This window comes from Trinickia sp. LjRoot230 (assembly GCF_964253315.1).
Lineage (GTDB): Bacteria > Pseudomonadota > Gammaproteobacteria > Burkholderiales > Burkholderiaceae > Trinickia.
Genome location: NZ_CAXUQX020000001.1, coordinates 475,382 through 491,165 on the forward strand (window position 1 = coordinate 475,382; position 15,784 = coordinate 491,165).

At 62.8% G+C, this 15,784-nt stretch carries 14 protein-coding genes; 8 read left to right on the forward strand and 6 right to left on the reverse strand.

What is annotated here, in order from left to right; genetic code table 11:
• Positions 1-16: 16 nt before the first annotated feature.
• Positions 17-961, forward strand: a complete 945-nt coding sequence (locus tag ACSQ20_RS02345; RefSeq protein ID WP_436022869.1) for a LysR family transcriptional regulator — start codon at positions 17-19, stop codon at positions 959-961.
• On the opposite strand, the gene ACSQ20_RS02350 is transcribed toward ACSQ20_RS02345, so the two are convergent.
• Complete coding sequence (locus ACSQ20_RS02350; protein WP_436017070.1) at positions 947-2,398, reverse strand: sensor histidine kinase; 1,452 nt, start codon at positions 2,396-2,398, stop codon at positions 947-949. The two genes, ACSQ20_RS02345 and ACSQ20_RS02350, sit on opposite strands and share 15 nt — an antisense overlap.
• Positions 2,385-3,050: a response regulator transcription factor gene (locus tag ACSQ20_RS02355; protein ID WP_436017072.1), complete on the reverse strand. Its 666-nt coding sequence runs from the start codon at positions 3,048-3,050 to the stop codon at positions 2,385-2,387. Before ACSQ20_RS02355 ends, ACSQ20_RS02350 begins: the two co-directional genes overlap by 14 nt.
• Before the next feature lie 250 nt (positions 3,051-3,300).
• On the opposite strand from ACSQ20_RS02355, the gene ACSQ20_RS02360 reads away from it, so the two are divergent.
• The gene (locus ACSQ20_RS02360; protein WP_436017074.1) at positions 3,301-4,353 is read left to right on the forward strand and encodes an ABC transporter substrate-binding protein; all 1,053 of its coding nucleotides are present in this window, start codon (positions 3,301-3,303) and stop codon (positions 4,351-4,353) included.
• A gap of 56 nt (positions 4,354-4,409) precedes the next feature.
• A complete protein-coding gene (locus ACSQ20_RS02365) occupies positions 4,410-5,720 on the forward strand; it encodes an MFS transporter (RefSeq protein WP_436017076.1) in 1,311 nt (436 codons plus the stop codon).
• Positions 5,721-5,747: 27 nt separating this feature from the next.
• Here ACSQ20_RS02365 and ACSQ20_RS02370 read toward each other — a convergent pair whose 3' ends face one another.
• Positions 5,748-6,527: a CerR family C-terminal domain-containing protein gene (locus ACSQ20_RS02370; RefSeq protein ID WP_436017078.1), complete on the reverse strand. Its 780-nt coding sequence runs from the start codon at positions 6,525-6,527 to the stop codon at positions 5,748-5,750.
• A 137-nt stretch (positions 6,528-6,664) separates the two neighbouring features.
• Between ACSQ20_RS02370 and ACSQ20_RS02375 the strand changes: the two genes are divergently transcribed.
• The 3 genes from ACSQ20_RS02375 to ACSQ20_RS02385 all read left to right on the forward strand — a co-directional run bounded on the left by ACSQ20_RS02375 (position 6,665) and on the right by ACSQ20_RS02385 (position 11,592).
• Positions 6,665-7,813, forward strand: a complete 1,149-nt coding sequence (locus ACSQ20_RS02375; RefSeq protein WP_436017080.1) for an HlyD family secretion protein — start codon at positions 6,665-6,667, stop codon at positions 7,811-7,813.
• The gene (locus ACSQ20_RS02380; protein WP_436017082.1) at positions 7,806-9,383 is read left to right on the forward strand and encodes an MDR family MFS transporter; all 1,578 of its coding nucleotides are present in this window, start codon (positions 7,806-7,808) and stop codon (positions 9,381-9,383) included. Before ACSQ20_RS02375 ends, ACSQ20_RS02380 begins: the two co-directional genes overlap by 8 nt.
• A gap of 304 nt (positions 9,384-9,687) precedes the next feature.
• The gene (locus tag ACSQ20_RS02385) at positions 9,688-11,592 is read left to right on the forward strand and encodes a putative bifunctional diguanylate cyclase/phosphodiesterase (RefSeq protein ID WP_436017084.1); all 1,905 of its coding nucleotides are present in this window, start codon (positions 9,688-9,690) and stop codon (positions 11,590-11,592) included.
• A gap of 34 nt (positions 11,593-11,626) precedes the next feature.
• Here the strand turns inward: ACSQ20_RS02385 and ACSQ20_RS02390 are convergent, their stop codons facing one another.
• Positions 11,627-12,127, reverse strand: coding sequence for a hypothetical protein (locus ACSQ20_RS02390; RefSeq protein WP_436017086.1), 501 nt, complete (start codon positions 12,125-12,127; stop codon positions 11,627-11,629).
• Between the two features lie 155 nt (positions 12,128-12,282).
• Positions 12,283-12,783, reverse strand: coding sequence for a hypothetical protein (locus ACSQ20_RS02395; protein ID WP_436017088.1), 501 nt, complete (start codon positions 12,781-12,783; stop codon positions 12,283-12,285).
• 483 nt (positions 12,784-13,266) lie between these two features.
• Here ACSQ20_RS02395 and ACSQ20_RS02400 point away from each other — a divergent pair, with 483 nt between their 5' ends.
• The gene (locus ACSQ20_RS02400; protein WP_436017090.1) at positions 13,267-14,421 is read left to right on the forward strand and encodes a methyltransferase; all 1,155 of its coding nucleotides are present in this window, start codon (positions 13,267-13,269) and stop codon (positions 14,419-14,421) included.
• Here the strand turns inward: ACSQ20_RS02400 and ACSQ20_RS02405 are convergent, their stop codons facing one another.
• A complete protein-coding gene (locus tag ACSQ20_RS02405; RefSeq protein WP_436017092.1) occupies positions 14,422-14,748 on the reverse strand; it encodes a DNA-binding protein in 327 nt (108 codons plus the stop codon).
• Positions 14,749-14,929: 181 nt separating this feature from the next.
• Between ACSQ20_RS02405 and ACSQ20_RS02410 the strand changes: the two genes are divergently transcribed.
• Positions 14,930-15,766 (forward strand): class I SAM-dependent methyltransferase, encoded by an 837-nt coding sequence (locus ACSQ20_RS02410; RefSeq protein WP_436017094.1) that lies wholly within the window; start codon positions 14,930-14,932, stop codon positions 15,764-15,766.
• The last annotated feature ends 18 nt before the right edge of the window (positions 15,767-15,784 follow it).

A 15,784-nucleotide genomic window follows, 5' to 3' on the forward strand; every position in this document is an offset into this window, starting at 1 on the left:
GCAATCACAAACGATGATAGATCTTAATTTGCGCGACATTCGTGCATTCGTTGCGGTGGCGCAAACTGGTAGCTTTACCCGGGCGGCCACGGGGCTGCATCTGTCGCAGCCCGCTTTGACGGTGCAGATTCGAAGGATCGAAGAGGTGGTCGGCGCGCGGCTTTTCGATCGGAACAGCCGCAGCGTGGCGCTGACCGCGCTCGGGCGGGAGTTGCTGCCGCTATTGCAGAAGTCGTTGCACGACATGGAGAACCTGCTGCACGATGCGCGAGCGCTTGCCGACGGCGCGCGCGGCAGGGTGCGCTTCGCTGCATTGCCGTCGTTTGCCGCGAGTGTATTGCCCGAGTGCGTGCGCGCGTTCGCCGAGATGCAGCCCGGCGTGACGTTCGAGATCCGCGATGTGGTCGCGAGCATGGTCGAGCACTTGGTGCGCAACGAGGACGCCGACCTCGGCGTCACGGGAGGCGACACGGTCGATGCCTCGCTCGAGGTGCTGTACCGTGCGACCGACCGGCTATGCGTCGTGTGCCCGCGCAACCATCCCGTGGCGACGAAGCGCAAGATCGCGCTCGACGATATCGTCGAGCATCCGCTCGTCTTGACGGCGGCGGGCACGAGCGTGCGAGCCGTCGTCGATGCGGCGCTGAACGAGGCCGGCCGCGCGCCCGTGCTGACTTGCGAGCCCACGTACATGATGACCGCGGTGGCGATGGTACGCGCGAGGCTAGGCATTACCATTTTGCCGGCGTCCGCCCGCGAGATTCGCGCAGAGCGCGCGCTCGTCGTGCGGCCCATCGACGACCCGCGTTTTGTGCGCCCAATCGCGCTCGTCAAAAAACGGGGGCGCACGCTGCCGCGCGCCGCTATGGCATTCGCCGACGTGATACGCGACGCGATGAGCAAGACGTTGGGCCCGCCGCGTCGTGTAACGTCGACGTCGCGGGCCTCACGCCGAGCTTGAAACGTAGGGCCGAAAGTTCAGCGTCAGCGCGAACCCACCTGCGGCGGGAAACGAAAACCGGATACCGCCGCCGTGCGCTTTCATTACCTCGCTGACGATGGCGAGCCCCAGGCCCGAGCCCGAGCCCGAGCCCGTGCCGCGGCTGATACTGCGCTCGGAGCCGTCTTGCTGCAGGCTCACGAACGGCAACAGCACGGTGTCCCATTGTGATTGCGGAATACCGCGCCCGTTGTCCCGGATCGTTAGTTCTACTGATGTTTTTGTTGAGGACACCGAAACATCGATGTCGTCGGCGCCCCCGTGCAAAAGTGCATTGTGAAGGACGTTCGACAACGCCTCACCCAGGCTGATGGCATCGCCGAAAATCAGCGTTTGTGCCGCATCGCTTCGAAAGGCAACGGCTACATCGCGCTCGTCGGCGAGCGGAATAGCACGCCCGAGTACCTCCTTGACGAGCGCATTCAGTTCGAGCGGTTGCAACGCGACGATTTCGGAGCGGTGAATCACCATCGCGTGATTGAGCAACTGTCCGGTCAACCGGCCGACGTCGGTGCAGGTACGCCGAAGTGCATCGAGCCGTTCGCGCGCATGAGCGGCATTGGAATTGGCGTTGGAGTTGGAATCGATATCCGCACCGAGCAACTCGATTTGCGCATCGAGGCGCGCAAGCGGGGTGCGCATTTGATGCGCGGCATCGGCGATGAAACGCTGCATCGACGTCATACGCTGCGCCAAGCGTTGCATCAGCGTGTTGATCGCGCCGATGATGGCGTTGATTTCGCTTGGCGTGTCGACTGCGACGGGCCGCAGATCGGCGGTGTCGCGTGCGGCGATGATGGCTTCGATCTGCGCAAGCGGGCGCAAGCCGCGTTTGATGGCGAGCCCGCTCGCGCCGATGGCGAGCAGGCTCATCAGCACGATCAGCGTCCACACTTTGAAGCTCATCTCGTTCGTGAGCTGAGCGCGTGCGTGGGTTGTCTGCGCGACGGTGATCACGGCCCAACCGGGCACGGCCTCCTCGGGCATATACCGCGCGACGGTCGCGATTCTCACGCGCTGATGTTGGTACTGTCCGTTTTGGAAGACCGGACCTTGTTGCGCCTCGCTCAATGCGGCGCGGCTCGTCAAATCGGAATACCCGGCTACGACGATGCCGCGCGAATCGACGACTTTGTAATAGACGATGTCGTAGCTCGATAACGTTGCGAACGCCGCCACTGGAGGGTTCAGCGCCAGCACGCCCCCTTGCACGTAAAGGTTCTCGGCCACTTGAATGGCGGCGCCCGAGAGCAGCTGATCATAGGCACGCTCGGCCGCGACGCCCGCGTAGTAGCGCGCGATGACCGCGAGCGCGACCGCGCCCGAGGCCACGACCAGCGCGATAAAAAGCAGTGTGCGGCCAAAAAGCGTCTTCGCGAACCACTCAGATGGCCGCAATTTGATACCCCATTCCGCGTGCGGTGCGAATTTCGACCGAGCTTGCCTGCAGCTTCTTGCGCAAGCGCGTGACATATTGTTCGACCGCATTCACGCTCGGCTCGCGACCATAACTAAAGAGCTGATTCAGCAGTTCGTCCTTCGAGAAAATGCGCTGCGGACGGCTGGCGAGAATCTCGAGCAGCGCGAATTCCTGGCGCGAGAGGGAGAGCGGCTTGCCGTCGAGTTCAGCAAGCCTCGCATTTCGATCGATGACGAGCTGGCCCACTTTGATCAGATCGTTGGCATGCCCGCTGCGCCGGCGCAGCAGCGCCTGCACGCGGGCATCGAGTTCGCGATAGTCGAACGGCTTGACGAGGTAGTCGTCGGCGCCCAGGCTTAGGCCGCTTACGCGGTCGTCGACGGTCGAGCGGGCGGTCAGCAACAGCACCGGTGTCGTGCCGCCGGCCGTGCGCAGGCGACGCAATATCGTGAAACCGTCCATCGAGGGCAGCATCACGTCGAGCACGACCAGGTCGAAGTGTTCGGTGCCAAGCAGCGCATAGGCTGTTGCGCCGTCCGTTTCGAGGTCGACGGCGTGCCCGAGCCGGCTTAGGCGATTGCGGATGGCGTCGCCGATGTGTGCGTCGTCTTCCGCGACGAGAATGCGCATCAGGTTATCTCTGCCGTTCGTGTTGCTGTTGGTGTTGCTATTGCCATCGCTTTCATTCGGACCGAGCGGAACGCGGGTTTTCCCGAATCGGGCTTGTCAGCATTTTCTCAGACTCGACCGTTACGATCCTCGTCATGAAAAACGAGCTGGCGGTGCATGCACATTATCGGCGCGAATAGACGAAGCCCGCGAGCCCTGACGAGGAGACGAAATTGATACCACGCAGCACACGCGAGGCGACGTCTTGCCGATGAGTGCCGACCGCCGCCGCCGCGCGTTGACGATCGCGGCGCTGAGCGCTGTGATGACACCGGCGATGGCGCCAGCCGTTGTGTTTGCGCGCTCGCGCGAGATCCGCATCTCGAAGGGCTATGGCGTGCTTTATCTGCCGTTGCTCGTCATGGAAAAGCTCGCGCTTTTCGAAAAGCATGCGGCACGCCGCGGTGTTGGGCCCGTTTCCGTTAGCTGGGTGTTGCTCGACGGCGGTAACTCGGTCAACGACGCGATGATGGCCGGTACGCTCGATTTTGCGGGCACCGGTGCGCCGGGCTTCATCGAGCTGTGGGCGCGAGCTCGCGGCATTCCCAACGTGGAGGTGATTGGCATCAGCGGGCTGAGTCGCGCGCCGCTCTGGCTCAACACGAATAAGGCGTCGATCCGATCGATTCGCGATTTTTCGGCCACCGATCGAATTGCCGTGCCGGGCATTCGGACGTCGTTATCAGCCGTCGTGCTGCAAATGTCGGTTGCGAAACTGCTCGGCGCGCGTGCGTTCGCGCGGCTCGATGCGATGACCGTAAATCTGCCGCATCCGCAGGCCATGGAGGCATTGATTCATCGATCGCAGGGCGTGACGGCCCACTTCACCTCGCCCCCGTTTTGTTATCTGGAGTTGCGGGCGCCGGATATTCGCCGCGTGCTGAGCGCGCGTGATGTGCTGGGTCCGCTCACGCTCGATGTGGTCTTCGCGCCCAAGAAGCTCATCGACGCCGAACCGGCGTTGGCCGCGACGTTCCTCGATGCGCTTGATGAAGCGAACCGATTCATCGCGGCTGACCTGCGTGCCGCGGCCGCGATCTATGTAGCGGCGTCGAGCGTGAAGGTAAGCGTAGAAGACGTCGTGCGAATGCTCGCCGACCCGGACACCGATTTTTCGGTGCAGCCCAATCAGTTGATGGATTACGTCGATTTTCTGTTCATGGCCGGAACGATCAAGGCCAAGCCGCGACGCTGGCAGGAAATGTTCGTGCCGATGCTCGCTCGATATGCGGCGTCGGATGAAACCACCAAGCAGGGCGCATGACGCGTAGGCGTCCCTTCGACATTCAATCGAGACACAAGACACACGAGGAGTGAGCAGTGAACGCAAACGATACCGCTGATCGGCCGGGCGCGGAGGAGCGCCACGTAATGGCGAAAATGGCGCGGCGGCTGATGCCGATTCTCGTCATCATGTTTCTGATTTCGTTTATCGATCGGCAAAACGTCGGCTTTGCCAAGTTGCAGATGGTGCACAGCCTGGGGATGACGGAGGCCGCGTTCGGCCTTGCCTCGTCACTCTTCTTTATCGGCTATTTGCTGTTCGAAGTGCCGAGCACGCTCGCATTGCATCGCTTCGGCGCGCGGCTTTGGCTCGCGCGCATCATGCTCACGTGGGGTGTCATTACGGTGCTGATGGGATTTACCACGTCCATGAGCATCTTTTGCGCGTTGCGTTTGGCGCTGGGCATTGCGGAAGCCGGTTTTTATCCGGGCGTCATCTATTACCTCACGCTTTGGTTTCCTCAGAGTTACCGCACGCGCGTGCTCGGTATTTTCACGCTCGGCAGCGCGTTGGCGAATATGCTGGGTTCGCTCGTCGGCGGCTGGCTGCTGAGTTTGGACGGCGTGGGCGGGCTGGCCGGCTGGCAGTGGGTATTTATCGCAACGGGCCTGCCCGCCGTGTTCGTTGCGCTGACTGTCTTCAAGCTGTTGCCGGCAACGCTTGCCGAAGCCCGTTTTCTGAACGCGCGGGAAAAGCAGATTGCGCTGGCGGCACTCGAGCGTGAAAAGCCAGCTGATGCTGCGCGCGAACATCCGTGGAAAGCGTTGCTCGATCCGCGCGTCATGCTGTTTGCTGCAACCTATATGCTGATGTCGACCTCGCTTTATGGCGTGACGTATTGGCTGCCGACACTCGTGAAGTCGTTTGGCGTATCGAGCACCACGAATGGATTGTTGAGCATGCTGCCGTGGGGTATCGCCGTGTTGCTGCTGCTCTATTTGCCGAGCCGGCTGCGCCGCAGCAATGGGATTCTCAAGGCAATTGCAGTGGTGGCTGCAATCAGCGCGCTCGGTTTCGTGGGCAGCTTGTTGCTTCCCACTACAGCGCTTCGCTTTATCGCATTGGTACTCGGTGGCGCGTGCATCCCGCTGCTTTATCCTTGTTTCTGGTCGATGCCGCCGCGTTATTTCAGCGGCGCGCGCGCAGCGGCGAGCGTGGCGGCGATCAACTCGATCGGCAATCTCGGCGGTTTTTTCAGCCAGAACCTGATGCCCTATGCGGGCAAGATGAGCGGCAGCGCGTTCGGCCCGATGATCGTGCCGATCGTATGCTTAGCACTCCTATGTATCGGTGCAGTCGTGGCGTGGTTTCGCACCGAGCGCCAACTCGTGGTGGCACAGGCGTAGCGTGGGCCATTGACCACACGGGCGCGTTCACGAGCGCGTCCGTGGGCGCTTCGTAGCCTTGCTCGGCGCCGAGCTTTTGCCTTTTGTTATGACGGCAGGCTCCAAGCGTTCGGCGCTCCACATCTCCAATAACGCGCGCGCGTTCGCTTGCACCGTGGTTCTGATCAACAGGCGTTTATCGGCGTCGAACTGCGGCCAGCCGAGCAGCGTCAGCGCGGCGCGCGGCGCCACGTGAAACGGCATCATCTGACCGTGCAGGCTCATCAATCGGATGGCCGTAATCGGATCGTCGGTCGCGGTGCCGCCAATCCGGGCGATCAACGCCAGCCCCACACGGTTCAGCGGGCCGCGCATGCGTTGCTCCAGAATGTCTGACGCTCCAGGCGGCTCTTGCCCCGCTTGCTCGCGCACGAAAAAAAGCCGCTGGCTCGACGTGGCCGGCGACAGAAAGATCCGGTCGGCGATGGCCTCTTGAATGGCGATGAACGCATCGATCAACGCAGGCGTGTCGTCGCCTGCTGACGCAAGCGTTGCGCGAGCCCGTTGCAAGACAGGCTCGAAATGCGTCGAGACCGCGCACGCGATATGTTCGGCGCACGCGCGATACACCCCTTCCTTATTGGCGAAGTAGTACTGCAACGCGGGCGCGTTGACGCCGGCGCGCGCCGCAATATCGCGGGTCGATGCCGCTTCGAAGCCACGTTCGCCAAACACCTCGATTGCCGCACCAATAATGCGCAGCCGCGTTTCTTCGCCACGCGCATAGCCGCCTTCGGCGGGGTGGCGAAGGCGCTTCGCTTCGCTCATGTTCGTTCTCCTTTCGACCAGCCGATACGAAGGTGCAAAAAATACAAGTGGCAAAAATATATCACTTGACACAATTATTCCGACTGGAATAATTTCGTTCGTGCTCACTTTCAACGAATCAAGGCGGATCACAAATCATGTCGGCCACGACCAACGCCGTTGCTGAGCGACAAACTGCGCCGTCATCGGCGCACCCTGTCGCGGGGCCTGCGCGCCCGAAAAAACGCGGATGGCTGCTTGCGCTGCTGGTCGTGCTCCTGGTCGCCGGCGCGGTTTGGCTCGGACATTGGTGGCGCGTGGGGCGCTTCATCGAGAGCACCGACGATGCGTACTTGCAGGCCGACAGCGTGACGATTGCGCCGAAAATCGGCGGCTATATCGCCGAGGTGTTGGTGGGCGACAACCAGGCCGTTGCCGCTGGGGCGCCGCTGGCGCGCCTCGACGCGCGCCAGTATCAAGCCGCAGCCGATCAGGCGCAGGCTACGGTCGACGCGCGCGATGCCGACCTCGCGCGAGCGCGCGCCGACATCGACCAGCAAGTGGCGAAAGTGGCACAGGCTGAAGCGGAGTGGCAGGCGGCACGTGTGGCCAGCGTGCACGCCGAGGCCGACGTGCGCCGTTACGCACCGCTCACCGCGGCCGGCGCGGCAACGGTTGAGCGTCTGGCCGAATTGACGAGCACGCGCGATCAGGCGCGCGCTACCGTCGACGCCAAGGCTGCCGCCATCCGTTCCGCGCAAACGCAGGTGACATCGATGACGGCGCAGATCGCCCAGGCGCGGGCGCAGTTGGAAGCGGCGCGCGCGAGCCAGCGTCAGGCCAAGCTCGATCTCGAGAACACGACGCTCGTCAGTCCGCTGGCGGGGCGCGTCGGCGATCGCAGCGTGCGGGTTGGCCAATACGTTCAGCCGGGCACGCGGCTCATGACGATCGTGCCCGTGAAAAGCGTCTATCTCGCGGCCAATTTCAAGGAGACGCAGATGCGCCGCATGCGCGTGGGTCAGCGCGCAACGCTCCATATCGATGCGCTGCATGGCGTCGAGTTGCATGGTGTCGTCGACAGTTTTTCTCCGGGCACGGGCGCGCAATTCGCGCTGCTGCCGCCCGAGAACGCAACCGGCAACTTCACGAAGATCGTGCAGCGCGTGCCGGTGCGCATCCGCATCGAAACCGGTCCGCAAACGCGCAATATCCTGGTGCCGGGATGGTCGGTTACCGTCGATGTCGACACGCGCTCGGCGCGCGATGACGACCAGCGTGTCGTCGCCGAGAACGCTGATGGCTGATACCGTGCCGGTTGGCGCCGAGCGGGCGAGCGCGGTGGATTGGGTTGCCGTCGCCGCCGGCTCGCTCGGTGCGTTGATGGCCACGCTCGACATCTCGATCACGAATTCGGCGTTGCCGCAGATTCAAGGTGCGGTCGGCGCCACCGGCACCGAAGGCACCTGGATTTCGACGGGCTACCTGATGTCGGAAATCGTGATGATTCCGCTTGCAGCCTGGCTCACGCGCGTATTCGGCCTGCGCAATTTCCTGCTCGCGAATGCCGCATTGTTCATGGCGTTTTCGATGATGTGCGGACTGTCGACGTCGCTCGTATTGATGATCGCGGGGCGCATCGGGCAGGGGTTCACCGGCGGCGCGATGATCCCGACTGCGCAGACGATCATCCGCACGCGGCTGCCGCGCGTGCAGTTGCCGATCGGCATGACGATTTTCGGCCTGATCGTGCTGCTTGGGCCGCTGTTAGGCCCGGTGCTGGGCGGGTGGCTCGCCGAAAACGTCTCGTGGCGATGGTGCTTTTTCATCAACCTGCCCGTGTGCGCTGCGCTCGTCACGCTGTTGATCGCCGGTTTGCCGGCTGATCGCCCCTGCTGGCGCGCATTCGTCGATGCGGACTGGACCGGCATCATCGGGCTGTCGATCGGGCTCAGCTCGCTGACAGTCGTGCTCGAAGAAGGGCAACGCCTGCAATGGTTCGAATCGAACGAGATCGTGGCGATCAGCGCTATCGCCATGCTCGGCTTCGTGCTGATCGGCATTTCGCAATTCGTCGCGCCCCGGCCGATCATGCGGCTTTCGCTGCTGAACAACCCGCGTTATGCCAGCGTGATCGCCATTGTCGTTGCCGTCGGCGCGGGGATTTACGGCATTTCCTATCTGGTGCCGCAGTTTCTGAGCTTGATTGCCGGCTACAACGCCGAGCAATCGGGCGGCATCATGCTGCTCGCGGGGCTCCCCGCGTTTATGGTCATGCCGATCCTGCCGCGGCTGCTCGGCAGGGTCGATTTGCGCGTGCTGGTCGTGAGCGGGCTGCTTTGCTTCGCGCTCAGTTGCTGGATCGACACCGGTTTGACCGCGCAAAGCGCCGGTCATGACTTCGTTTGGTCGCAACTGCTGCGCGGCGTCGGGCAGATGCTCGCGATGATGCCGCTCAATCAAGCGTCGATGGCATCGGTGTCCAAAGAGGATTCGGCCGACGCCGCGGGCCTTTACAACATGGCGCGCAACCTCGGGGGATCGATGGGGCTCGCGATCATCGGCGTGCTGATCGACCGGCGCAACAGCTTTCATGCCGAAGCCATTCGTGAATCGCTAACGGGCAACTCCGTGCTGGGACAAGAACGGCTGGCGGCCAATGCCGCAGGCTGGCTCGCTCGCAGCGGCGACCTCGCATACGCGAAGATGCAGGCTTTGAGCCAGCTCGCTGCCCAAATCGACGTGCAGGCGGCTGTCATGACCTTCGCGGAAACCTTCTACGTGCTGGCTTTTGCGATGCTCGTCTGCGTGCCGCTCGCGCTGGTGTTGAGGATGCCCGCCCAGCCGGCGGGTAGCCGGTCCGCCAGCAGCCATTGATCTCAGCCGTAGGCGCTGGGGGATGGATGCCGAGGTCGATAGTTGTGCCCCGAGCTGCTTTACTCGAAGATCTGGCGCAGTTGCAAAAAAGTCGTGTGCTTCGGCTCGCAGGCGTGGCGCACGCTTTGTCTTCCGATACGGCCCCTTCAGCATGGGCACGGGCACTCGTTTTGCTTCAGAGTGCTGAGTGTTTCGCAAACCGAAGTGCGGGCCGAAAGCAGCGTCTGATAGCGGCGAAGCACATATGCGGTGCGCGGCGATCGTCTACTCTTCGGATAACAATGCCAAGCCTTGGGGGAACACCGTGCTGACGTCGGAGCCGAGTGAGAGGGGCCGGGGTGCGGGTTTGGTGCGGCGCGTCTACAAAATCCGCTCGCTCGGCTATGTCATGGGCTTGCTGCCGTTCTTTCTTTTGCTGCGTTCGCAGCATGCCCCGTTGTGGCTTAGCGCTTCCGTATTTGCAATCTGCCTCGTCTGGCCGCATGCCGCCTACTTGCGTGGGCGGCACGCGGCCGAGCCGCTGGTGCGCGAGCGGACCCATCTCCTTTGCGACGCCGCGCTGGGCGGCTGGCTTGTGACGGCCATCCACTTCGAGCCGATCGGCACGATCGTCATCCTGCTAATGTTTGCGCTCGACAACATGGCCATCGGCGGCTGGCGGCTCTTTCTGTCTGGTGTCGTTGCGAGCATTGGCGGGTTGCTAGTCGGAATGGCATTCAACGGCGGGCCGATACATCCGTTTCATGTGGACTCGCTAATTGCAATGGCATGGGTGCCGGTGGCCGTGGTTTATCCGCTCACCTTGGCGAAGACCACGTTCGACATGTCAGCGAAGCTCGTTGAACGATCGCGGCGGCTGCGCGAGCTGAGCGAGCACGACAGCCTCACCGGGCTCGCGAACCGCGCCAGCCTCGCCAATACACTGCAGGCTATCGTCGCGAAGGCCGACCCGGCGCGCGAGCGCATCGCGGTGCTGTTCATCGACCTCGATGGGTTCAAGACCGTCAATGACGCGCTCGGTCATGCCATCGGCGATCAATTGCTGATCGAAGTGGCGACGCGGCTCGCTGCGTGCGCGCCCGAGGGCGACGTGGTGGCCCGCTACGGTGGCGATGAATTCATCATCGTCGCGCGCGGCCATGGCCACCATGACAGCGAGACGTGGCGCAGATTGCCCGATGCGGTATTGGCGACAGTGGCCACGCCGATTGCGGTCGGCGGTCACGATCTGCTGGTCGGAGCGAGTATCGGCATCAGTGTGTTCCCGGGCGATGGGCGCGATGCCGCAACGCTGATCCGGGCCGCCGATATCGCGATGTACGCGGCGAAGAACCGCGGCCGCAACTGCTATCAGTTTTATCGCGCGAAGATGCGCGTCGACGCTGACGCGCGGCTCAGGCTGTCCACACGCCTGCGCCATGCCATCGATGCCTGCGCGTTATCGCTGCACTACCAGCCGCAGGTCGATATGCGCACCGGCGAGTTGCTCGGCCTCGAAGCGCTGGTTCGATGGCACGATGCGGAACTGGGCGAAATCAGCCCGACCGACTTCGTCGCTGTCGCCGAGGCGTCCGGTCTCGTTTCGCGTCTTGGCGAATGGGTGCTCGGTGAGGCATGCCGCCAGGGAGCGCAGTGGCGGAGCATGGGCGTGAAGCTCCCGCGGATTTCGGTCAACGTCTCGCCACTGCAATTGCAGCGAGCGAATGTCGTCGAGACGTTCGGGAGAATTCTGCGCGATGCGGGAATGAACCCGGCCTGCGTGGAGCTCGAAGTGACGGAAACCGCGTTGATGCTGCAGCCTGACATCGCGGCGCGCCGGCTCGGCGAATTTCGGCGCGCGGGCATCAGTATCGCCATCGACGATTTCGGCATGGGCTATTCGAGCCTCGGCCAACTCCGTACGCTGCCCGTCGATCGGATCAAGATCGATCGAACGTTCGTTCACGGCATTGGCAATGGCGACACCGGCGCGATCGCCACCGCGATCATCACGCTTGCAAAGACGCTCGGGCTGAACGTCATTGCGGAAGGCGTGGAGACGCTCGCGCAGCGCGAGTTTCTGTTGTCGCTCGGCTGCGTCGACGCGCAAGGCTTTCTTTACAGCAAGCCGCTCGACGTGGCGGGCGCCACGCGTTTGCTGCTCGAAGGCGGCCCGTTGCCGAGACACCCCCACGCCGCCGCGCGCGGCGCCGGTCGCTTGGCGGTCTGAGCGTCGTGGCCGGTGCGTGGAGCGTTGCCCTCGCTCAGGCGGGGATCGTCCGCACCGCGCGCACGCGGCCAGGGATGATCTTGAACAGCATGTCGAGGTCGATGCCGGCGAAGTTGCGTCCGTACGCCATCGTTGCATCGCGGTCGGTGCTCGACCAGTACCAATCCTTTGCCTCGAACTGATCGTTAATCGTCACATAGGCCACGTCGAGCTCGCGGCGCGACGGCAAATGGAAATCGGTGTGGCCGTCCTTTTCGTACGCGTCGGCCCATTGGGCGGCCGGGTGTTCGGCGCGCGACGCGAGCAGCGCCTGCGTGTTCGACGCGCCGTCGTACGGGCTTTGCGCGCCTGGCTCAACTCTGGCGTCGGCGCTCCATTTGACGTCCACCGCTTCGTCCTGAGAAAAGATCAGGTGTTTCGGCTCTGTGCCGACGTAGTCAGGCATGACGCCGGCATAGATGCCGCCTTGTCCGGGCCAGTATTCGCCGATGGCGGGCGCTCGAGTCGCCGCGGGTGCGTGGGGCGATACAGTCATTCGTTTCTCCTTGACATGCGTAGTCGGTACGATGGATTTCGATAAACGACGGGCGGCTCGCGCCCGCGTTCGCCATTGGAATGGCGAACGCGCGTGTATGCGAGCGCATGGAGACGATATCGGACGAAATACGTCTGGCGCGCGGCGCCGGTGGCTTAGGCGGGAATGGTCCGCACCGCTCTCGCACGGCCCGGAAAGGTTTTGTACATATGCCCCAACGGGTGGCCATTGAAGTTGTGACCGTACGCCGCCGTCTCTGAATATTCCGTGCTCGACCAGTACCAATCGGTTCGCACGAACGCGTCCGGAATCGTCACGGCTGCCACATCCCACTCGGTACGCGAGGGCAAGTGAAAGTCCGTGCGGCCGTCCTTTTCGTAGTTATCGGCCCACCGGGCAGCCGGATGCGCCGTTGACGATGCGACTAGCGCGTTCGTGTTCGCGGCGCCGTCGTCGCGGTCCCTCGCGTTGGGCTCGGGCACCAGGTAGCCGCCCCATTTCACACGGGTTGCCTCGTCGACCGAGAAGATCAAATGCTTGGGCTCGTGACCGGAATAATCGGGCATGACGCCGGCGTAGATGCCGCCTTGACCAACCCAGTATTCACCAATGTTTGGCGCGGTGAGGTTGCCCGCGCTCGGATTCGAAATCATCATCGCCTGCTATATGAACGCGTCCCGTTTGCAACAGCTTTCGTATGTTCCGACGGGCAAGATGGGCTGCAGTCCCGGCCCTACCTGGTTTGTCATCACGTTCGATTGCTGCGCAACCTTTCGACGTTCATCCTGTATTAAACGTTGATCTTCTAAGCTCGCGTGAGCCGATCGAGCTGGCTTCACGCTCACGTAGTCCTTCCGGTACGGCGCGTGATGGGCGAGTACCGCCCCAAAAAACGTCCGCACCATCTTGTCGGTCAGTACGACGACTCGTGAATGCCTCGTCGCATCTCGAATTGAACCGCCTGCGCGGTCGCTGAGCGGCGCGACCTGCCAAATGTCAGACCAAATCGCGTATTTTTGATCTATCAAGTTGCCCGGTGAGCGCCATATCAAGGCGCGAGCGCGGTATCGTGTCATCTTGAAAAGGGCGGCGGCGCGCGTCGCGCGGCCATTTTGCTTCTGAATAAGTCCAAGGACTCCGTGACTTCCGATACAACCGTGGCCCAGCTCGTCTGGACCGAAGATGGCGTTACCCGGCAGGCGCAGTGGCGCTCCGAAGCCGGCAACCCCGCGCCGCGCCGCGTGACGATTGCCGATGACCGCACGACGGCCGATGCGGCCTATCGCCTGGCCTGCGAGGGGGTTGGTTTGCTCTGGCGCGGCGACTTTCAGAATGCGCGGCAATTGCTGCAGGCAATGGCGCGCCGCATCGAGCGCAAGCCGCGCAAACCCCGCAAACCGGCGGATGCCGCGCTCGATGCCTTCAATCTGCATCGCCAAGCCCAAGCGCAGCGGGCGCGCACGCTGGGGATGCTGCTGATTCCGCTGGAGCCTGACTACACGATCGCGCTGCGACGCGCGCCGGACGCACGCGAGGCCTGTCTCGAAGCGTACGGTGCGGCCGATGCGCCTTCAATCGTGTCGCTGAGAGAATTGCAAGGACTGATTGGCGCACACGAATGGCGCAAGAAGGGCGTTGAAATCCGAGTGCTCGACGGCGCGCGCATTCACCCGCATTACGGCGTGTTTTCGCCCGTGCGCGGCGAATACCTCGAGCTCGTCGCGCGCGCGCCGCTGCCTGCCAACTCGCTTGCATTCGATATCGGGACGGGCACGGGCGTGCTGGCGGCCGTGCTTGCCAAGCGGGGCGTGAAGCGGGTCGTCGCGACCGATAGTGATGCGCGCGCGCTCGCGTGTGCGCGCGAGAACATCGTGCGGCTCGGCTATGCGGCGCAAATCGAGGTCGTACAGGCCGATCTCTTTCCTGCCGGGCGTGCGCCGCTCGTCGTCTGCAATCCGCCTTGGCTGCCGGCACGGCCGAGCTCACCGGTCGAGCGCGCCATTTACGACCCCGACAGCCAGATGCTGCGCGGCTTTCTCGCTGGGCTAGCGGCCCATCTCGAGCCAGGCGGGGAAGGGTGGCTGATCTTGTCGGATTTTGCCGAACACCTCGGGCTTCGCGCGCGTGAGGCGCTCGTTGCAATGATCGAGGCAGGTGGGCTCGAAGTGCTGCGGCGCGACGATATCAAGCCGCTGCATCCGAAGGCAACGGACGCCACTGACCCGCTTTATCGGGCTCGCTCGGCCGAGGTCACCTCGTTATGGCGGCTCGTGGCGCGCAAAACGGCGCAGTAGTCAACCCGGATAGGCCTCGTCGACTGTCAACCCGGCCAGTTTGAAGATGACGCGCAGCGTTTGGGGCCGGATATCGCGCCGCGAAGCCAGCGTCGTCAGGATAAAGTCGACCACTTTCGCGTACTTGAGCAGCGTCAGCAGCGTTTCGAGCCGGGTGTCGTCCGAATCGCGCATTGCTTCGGCGAGATGCAGCATCTCGTTGGAGATGTCGCGCGCCATCTCGAGCTCGATTTGCTGTTTTTCCGACCAGCCCGTTGGCGGCACGAGGAGTGTGGCGAGCATGGCCTGAAACTTTTGCTCGGCGTCTCCGTTGGGTATCGTAGCCATGCCTATCGTCCTTTCGTCAACTTGATGCGTCACAACGCAATCGGTCAGCCCCGTGCGAGCACGAAATATTCCAACGCAGCGAGTCGTCGGCTGCGCGCTTTTCGGTAAACTGACGCGATTACTCTTGTAGTTCTGTAGGCTGTCGCACGTTTGCGGCGACTTACCTCAGCGCCTTTCGACGATGTCTTCCAAAACCTACGAAATCCGCCCAAATCAGTCGATCGAGCTGTTAAAAGCGCTCCACATCCTGACACGCGACGGCAAGATGAACCAGGATAGCCGCCGCAAGCTCAAGCAGGTCTATCATCTTTTTCAATTTATCGAGCCGCTGCTTGAAGAGGCGCGGCGCGACAACGGGCGCGTGCTGCTCGTCGATCACGGCGCCGGCAAGTCATACCTTGGTTTTATTCTCTACGATCTTTTTTTCAAGTCGCTTGCGGGCGATGAGGGTTCGCACGTCTATGGCATCGAGACACGTGCCGAGCTTGTCAGCCAGTCGACCGAGCTTGCGGCGCGGCTCGGTTTCAAGGGCATGTCGTTTTTGAACCTTTCGGTGGCCGAATCGATCGATTCGCCGCACCTGCCGCCAGCCGTCGATATCGTCACCGCGCTCCATGCGTGCGACACAGCCACTGACGATGCGATCCGCTTTGCGTTGCACAAAAAAGCGCGGTATATCGTGCTCGTGCCCTGCTGCCAGGCCGAGGTGGCGGGCGTGCTGCGTCGGAACAAGGGCAAATCGCTTGCGAACGCCCTTACTGAAATTTGGCGCCATCCGCTGCACACGCGCGAGTTCGGCGCGCAGATCACGAATGTACTGCGCTGCCTTCAGCTCGAAGCGCATGGATACCAGGTCAGCGTGACCGAACTCGTCGGCTGGGAACATTCGATGAAAAACGAGTTGATCATCGGCCAGTACAAAGACCTGCCGCGCCGCCGTCCCGCCGAGCGGCTCGCCGAAGTGCTCGACGCGCTGGGCCTCGATACGCTTCGCGAACGGTTTTTCGCGGCGGCGTAGTGCGCGGATAGTGCGCCG